The sequence below is a fragment of the Nocardiopsis lucentensis DSM 44048 genome, assembly GCF_000341125.1.
Lineage (GTDB): Bacteria > Actinomycetota > Actinomycetes > Streptosporangiales > Streptosporangiaceae > Nocardiopsis > Nocardiopsis lucentensis.
On the sequence record NZ_ANBC01000072.1, the window covers coordinates 1 to 6,571 of the forward strand.

The window sequence follows — 6,571 nt, forward strand, 5'->3', positions numbered from 1 at the left end:
GCGCGCGGCGGCGCCCACCGACGCGTACTGCTCGCGGATCAGCGACCGGGCCTTGGCCGACCACGGCAGCATCTCCCCGTCCAGGGCCACCCAGTCCGTGCCGAGCCGGTCCCACAGTCCGGCCGCGCCGACCGCCTCGCGCAGCTGGTCGACCACCTCCGCCTGGAGCGCGGGGTCGGCGAAGAAGGGGCGCCCGGTCCGGGTGTGGACGGTCCCCAGCTCCCCCGGGACGAACCGCCGTTCGGCCGCCGCCTCGTCCCGGCACAGCACCGCGACCGCGCGCGAGCCCATGTGCTTCTCCTCGCACACGACCTGGCCGATCCCCGAGCCCCGGTAGGAGGTGAACGCCTCCGCCGGGTGCTCCAGCAGGCCGGGCTCGGCGGCCGTGGGCGCCGGGGCCATGGTCGGCGGCAGGTACAGCAGCCAGCGCGGGTCGACCGCGAACCGGCTCATCACCTCCAGCGCCGCGAGGGTGCTGCCGCCGTCGGCGCGTACCGCGCCGTGTTCGGTGTCCACGTGCGTTCCGGAGCGAAAGTCGCCGACGCCCACGTCGGTGATGTCCAGGGTGTGCTTCGACCGGGCCTCGTCGGCCGCCCCGCCGCCGGGCGTCTCCGGCACGAGCGGCCTGGTCGGCTCGTACCACACGCGGTGCGCCGCCACGTCGACCAGCTCGCGCTCCGGATAGCGCAGCGCGGTGAGCCGACCGCCGAACACACAGCCGGTGTCCAGGCAGATCGTGTTGTTGAGCCACTCCGCCTTGTGCGTGGGCACGTGTCCGTACACCACGGCGGCCCGGCCACGGTAGTCGCGCGCCCACGGCAGGCGGACCGGGAGACCGTACTCGTCGGTCTCGCCGGTCGTGTCTCCGTACAGGGCGAAGGAGCGCACCCGGCCGGAGGCGCGCCCGTGGTACTCCTCCTTCAGTCCGGCGTGCGCGACGACCAGCCGCCCCTCGTCCAGGACGAGGTGGCTCACCAGTCCGCCGCAGAACTCCAGCACGCGCGCTCGGAACTCCTCGCTCTCGCGGCCGAGCTGCTCCATGGTCTCGGCCAGACCGTGTGTGAGCTGTGCCTTGGCGCCCTTGAGCACGCGCACGAGCTTGTTCTCGTGGTTGCCCGGCACGCACAGGGCGTCGCCGTCGGCGACCATGCCCATGGCCAGCCGCAGCACGCCCGGGCTGTCGGGGCCCCGGTCGACCAGGTCGCCCACGAACACGGCGGTGCGGCCCTGCGGATGGCGGGCGCCGACCGGTCGGCCCTCGTCGTCGCGGGTGAGCGCGTAGCCGAGATCGCCGAGCAGTTCCTCCAGCTCGGCGCGGCAGCCGTGCACGTCGCCGATGATGTCGAACGGGCCGGTCAGCTCCGTGCGGTCCGGCCAGGCGCGTTCCAGTTCGATGGTGGCCGCGTCGATCTCCTCCGGGCCGCGCAGCACGTGCACCTTGCGAAAGCCCTCGCGGGTCAGCCTCTTGAGGCTCGACTTCAGGTCGCGGCGCTGTCGCCGGATGACGTGGTCGCCAAAGGACCGGTCGGGGCGCTCCCGATTGCGGCGGACCGCCACCGACTCGGTCACGTCGAGCACGATCGCCGTGGACAGCACGTTGTTGTCCTTGGCGATGCGCACGAGCTGTTCGCGCGCGCCGCGCTGCACGTTGGTCGCGTCCACGACGGTCAGCAGGCCCCGGCGCAGCCGGATGTCCACGATGGTGTGCAGCAGCTTGAACGCGTCGGCGCTGGCGGCCTGGTCGTTCGGGTCGTCGCTGACCACGCCGCGGCAGTGGTCGGAGCTGACCACCTGCGTCGGCAGGAAGTGGCGCGCCGCGAAGGTCGACTTGCCCGCGCCGGACACCCCGACGAGCACGACCAGCCCCATCCTGGGCACGCTGAGCACCCGCGGCTCGGCGGGCTCGGTGGTCTCGATCTCGCTCATCGGGTGAAGACTCCCATCTGGGTCGGGGCGCCGGTCTCCGGGTGTTCCGGGCCCACCGGCAGGAAGCGGACCGCGTAGCCGTTCCGTTCCGCCACGCCCTCGGCCCAGGCGGTGAACTCGGCGCGGGTCCACTCGAAGCGGTGGTCGTCGTGGCGGAAGGCGCCCTCGGGCAGGCCCTCGTAGTGCCTGTTGTACTCGGCATTGGGCGTGGTGACCACCACGACCCTGGGCTGGGCGGCGCCGAAGACGCTCTCCTCCATCGCGGACAGGCGCGAGGGGTCGAGGTGCTCGACGACCTCCATCAGGACGGCGGCGTCGTGGCCGGAGAACCGCGCGTCCCGGTACACGACCGAGCCCACCAGCAGCTCGGACCGGGAGAGCCGGTCGCCGCTCCCCTCCCGGCCCCCGTCCGCACCGGCGAACAGGGGGCGGTGGCGGCCGCGTCCGTCCGGGTGACAGCCCCGGCACAGTGCGCGGTGGGCCCGCTCCAGGCTGACGGTGCTCACGTCCACCCCGGTGATCCGCTCCAGGGTGCGGTCCTCGACCAGCCGTTCGAGCAGCTTGCCGGACCCGCAGCCCAGGTCGATGACGCTGGTGGCGCGCTCGGCGGACAGCACCGCCAGGACGGCGCCCGCACGCTGTTCGGCCAGGGACGGGCCGCGCTCCTCGCGTGCCGGGGCGGCCGCGGTGTCCTCGGTCGCCGGGTCGTCGGCCTCCTCGTCCCCGGTGCGGTCGTCGGCCTCGGCCAGCCGCGCCAGGGCGGTGCGCACGTACCGGTCGCGCCGGTTGAGGTAGCGGCGGGTGATCCAGCCGCGCTCGGGGTGCGAGGCCAGCCATCCCGGGCCGTCGTCGCCGTCCCCGCCGGTGGCGCCGCCCGCCCGCAGGAGTTTGTCGACCTCGGACTCGTCCACCCAGTAGTGCTTGGCGCCGTCCATCGCGGGCAGCAGCACGTACAGGTGGCTGAGCGCCTCGGACAGCGGCATCGTGCCGGTCAGGGTGAGCGAGAGGTAGTGCGAGTCGCCCCACCCGGGCAGACCGGGGTCGAGCGGTACGGGTTCGGCCGCCACTCGCCAGCCCAGCGGTTCGAAGAGGGACCGGGCGCGGTCGGCCCCGCCCCGGCAGGGCACGGCGGGCAGGGGGAGCGTGAGGGGGATGGGCGTGCGCGCCAGCTCCGGCCGGGTGTTGCACCGCCCCTTGAGCGCGCTGCCGAAGACCCGGCCGAGTGCCACCGTGAACAGCGACGACGTCGCGAACGGACGGTCGTTGACGTACTGCGCGAGCGCGAAGTCGGGGCTGTTCACCGACGTGCGCGAGCGCAGCAGCGACCGCGGGTCCACCTCCAGCATGAGCGCCGCGGTGCACCGCTCGTCGGTCGCCTCGGGGTAGAAGACGTGCGCCGTTCCGAAGGACTGCTCGAAGCTCTGCGCCTTGTCCGGATGTTTGTGCAGCAGGTATCCGAGGTCCGTCGCGGGCGTGGCCGTGGTCGTGATCGTCAGTAGCACCCATGCATTGTGGACGAGGCACCACCGCCCGGACCACCGTTTTTCCCGGGTGTCAGGTCGGCCCGCCCTCCGGACGGACCCGCGGGTCCACCCCGACCCGCGCCATCGCGTGCGCGACTCCGGCCCGCGCGTCACCGAAGAAGGACCACGGCAGCTCGCAGTAGTAGTGGCCGACCGCGCCGAGGTGCCATCGCGCGGCCTCGGCGACGTCGGCCCGGTGGAAGGCCCACCCGAACAGGTGGTGTGCCTGGACGTCGCGTTCGTGCGGCGCCGCGACCGACACCCAGGCCCGGGCCGCCTCGAACAGCTCGCGGACGGCCTCGCCGTGCAGGCGGCCCAGGATCATGTCCGCGATGTAGTCGTAGGAACCTTCGGCGATCAGCCTCTTGCGCTCGGCCCGCAGGTGCTCGGCGTGGGCGAGGGCCAGGACGGCGGGCAGGGGGTCGCCCTCGGGCGCGCCGTCCGCCGCCGCACCCGCGACCGCGAACATCTCCTCGGTCGATCCGCCCCGGTTCGGAGACAGGGAGCGGACCCGGGTCATGTGCGCGGGGAACAGGTGCGGTGCCCGTTCGGTCACCTCGCCCCAGATCCGGTCCTTCTCCTCCCGGTCCGCGCCCAGACCCATGGCGACCGTCTGGAGGGCGGCCCAGGGCGCGGCGTCGTCGGGACGCAGGTGGGCGGCGGCCTCCAGGGGAGCGCGGGCCTCGATGAGTCCCGCCTCCAGCGCCTTGCGATCGGCCCGGCCCGTGGCCGCGCCCCCGGTGGGCCGGGTGGCGGCACGTGCGAGCAGGACGTGCCCGAGCCAGAGCATGACGTCGGCCTCGTCGGCGTCTCCCTCGGCCAGGGAGGCGACCTCGGCGACCCGGTCGACGGCGGCGCGGCCGAGCGCCTCGGCCCGGTGGGCGCGGACCTCGGCGTCGTCGCGTTCCTCACCGAGCAGGGCCAGCCCGGCCGCGACGCCGCCCTCGCGCACCACCTCGCACCCGGACCGCAGAACGGGGTCGGTGCCATACGCGGCCGACACCAGCGCCGCCTCGATGCCCGTGCCGGTCGGCACCCGCCCAGAAGTCCGTCGAAATCGCCACATATGGGGTAATCCTACTGCTCCGTGCGTGGAGCTGGGGCGGCGACCGAGACATGGCCCCGCCACAATCACGAAACACACCGACATTACATCATAATACTTACATAAATTCCCCTGGGTCGAATTCTTCGCCTATACACCAACGGGCGTCCGGATTCACCGAAAAAGCCATGGGGCGACAGCACGTTGAGTACTCTCACGAACGGCGGGGACGGGAATTCTCGAACGGCGGGACGAGAGGAAGGGGCGTCGCTTCTTGAGTATGACGGACATGATGGAGGTCGCCGGGATCAGCGACCCCACGCTCCGGCGGTCGTTCGAGGTCTGCCGAAGGGTACACGCGCGCAGGCACGGGAGTTCGTACGCGACCTTCGCGCTGCTACCCGCGCAGAAACGGCCGTACCTGCACGCGCTGGCGGCTTTCGCCGGTTCGGTCGACGACCTGGCGGACGAGGGGCCGGAGGCGAACCGCCCCGGAGCCGTGGCACGATGGCGCGACACGACCTTCCGGGAACTGGACACGGCGCACAGCACCCATTCCCTGCGACGTGCGTTCGTCCACACGGTCAGGATGTGGGGGCTCGACACCGGACTGCTGGCCGATCACTTCTCCGCGCTGGAGAAGGACTGCGGGGGGCGCCCCGACTTCGCCACCTTCGGGGAGCTGCGAGAATTCCTGCTGGGGATCTCCGGAACATGGGCCGAGATGGCCGCACCTCTGCTGGAACCGGTCGACGGGCAGGCACCGCGGCTGATGTCGCTGGTGGGTGAGGTGTTCCAGATGGCCGACGTGCTCAGCGACCTGGCGATCGACCTCGACCGCGGCCGCTGTTACCTGCCGCGCCGCGACCTCGAACGGTTCGGGCTGACGGCGGAGAGCCTGTGGCGGCGGAGCCCGGGACGTCCCCACACGGAGCTGATCGGGTTCGAGGTCGGCCGTGCCCGCGATCTCCTGGCCGAGGGAGCCCGGGCGGGTGAGAGCGTCCACCCGTCGAGCAGGCCGTTCGTATCGGCGATGACGAACGGTCTGGGTCTGTGGCTGGACGAGATCGAGCACCGCGGGGGCGCGCTGCTGCGCACCCCGCTGGAACCGCCCTCGCTCCCGGCCCCGCGTCAGGGCGGCCCGTCGTCCTCCCTCCTCTCCTCCCTGTTCGGCCTCAGCGACCCACCGGGCCCCGCCGTGCGAAGCCGCCCGCGCCCCTCCCCGCTCGGCGGGCCGCGCCGTGGGCGGGTCCCGGGAGCCCCCGTCACCCCGAAGGCGCCGCCCCGACACGTCGCCGTGATCATGGACGGGAACCGGCGCTGGGCCGCCGAACGCGGCCGCCCGGCCGTCGACGGCCACGGTGCGGGCGAGCCCGCGCTCCTCCGGTCGGTGGACGCGGCGATCGAGTGCGGCGTCGGGTACCTGACGGTGTTCATGTTCTCCACGGAGAACTGGTCCCGCTCCCGGGAGGAGGTGACGGCACTGTTCGACCTGCTCAGCGGCCGGATCGGCGCATTCACCGAGCATCTGCACGGTAGGGGGGTCCGCGTCCGCTGGTACGGCCGCCGTGATCAGGTCCGGCCACGGCTGCGAGACGAGACCGAGCGCTCCGAGACGCTCACCGCGGACAACACCCGTCTCACCCTCACCATCTGCCTTGACTACGGAGGACGGCAGGAGCTCGCCGACGCCGCGGCCCGGGCGGCCGCGGACGCCGTCGCCGGGCGGATCGACCCCGCGGACCTCACCCAGGACGGGTTCGCGCGCTATCTGTACGACCCCGAACTCCCCGACGTGGACCTGTTGCTGCGCACCTCCGGGGAGCAGCGGACGAGCAACTTCCTTCCCTGGCACACCGCCTACGCCGAGATCGTCTTCGACGACGTTCTCTGGCCCGACTTCGAGGGCGCCCACCTGCGCCGCGCCATCGACGCCTACACCGGCCGGCGGCGCCGTTTCGGGGCGGACACCGTGGAGGAGGCACGCCGCCACGCCCCGGGGAGCTGACCTGACGGGTCAGGACAGCTGGTCGGTCACCGTCACCGTGTCCTCCGCACCCCGGGAGCGGCGGGGGGC

5 protein-coding genes (1 of these 5 cut by a window edge) are annotated in these 6,571 nt (G+C 72.8%); 1 reads left to right on the forward strand and 4 read right to left on the reverse strand.

The window, feature by feature from the left end; all coding sequences use genetic code 11:
- The 3 genes from D471_RS0102150 to D471_RS0102160 form a co-directional block, all read right to left on the reverse strand.
- A partial coding sequence (locus tag D471_RS0102150; RefSeq protein WP_017597105.1) for a polynucleotide kinase-phosphatase occupies positions 1-1,926 on the reverse strand: 1,926 nt, incomplete at its 3' end.
- Positions 1,923-3,428, reverse strand: coding sequence for a 3' terminal RNA ribose 2'-O-methyltransferase Hen1 (locus D471_RS0102155; RefSeq protein ID WP_017597106.1), 1,506 nt, complete (start codon positions 3,426-3,428; stop codon positions 1,923-1,925). The genes D471_RS0102155 and D471_RS0102150, both read right to left, overlap by 4 nt.
- 52 nt (positions 3,429-3,480) lie before the next feature.
- Positions 3,481-4,515: a hypothetical protein gene (locus D471_RS0102160; RefSeq protein WP_051059095.1), complete on the reverse strand. Its 1,035-nt coding sequence runs from the start codon at positions 4,513-4,515 to the stop codon at positions 3,481-3,483.
- Positions 4,516-4,774: 259 nt separating this feature from the next.
- Here D471_RS0102160 and uppS point away from each other — a divergent pair, with 259 nt between their 5' ends.
- Positions 4,775-6,502, forward strand: a complete 1,728-nt coding sequence (gene uppS / locus D471_RS0102165; RefSeq protein WP_017597108.1) for a polyprenyl diphosphate synthase — start codon at positions 4,775-4,777, stop codon at positions 6,500-6,502.
- 32 nt (positions 6,503-6,534) lie between these two features.
- Here the strand turns inward: uppS and D471_RS0102170 are convergent, their stop codons facing one another.
- Positions 6,535-6,571: the final stretch of a TRAP transporter permease gene (locus tag D471_RS0102170; protein ID WP_017597109.1), read on the reverse strand. The gene runs 2,138 nt beyond the window's last position; the window shows 37 of its 2,175 coding nt (coding positions 2,139-2,175); the start codon falls outside the window, past its right edge; the stop codon is at positions 6,535-6,537.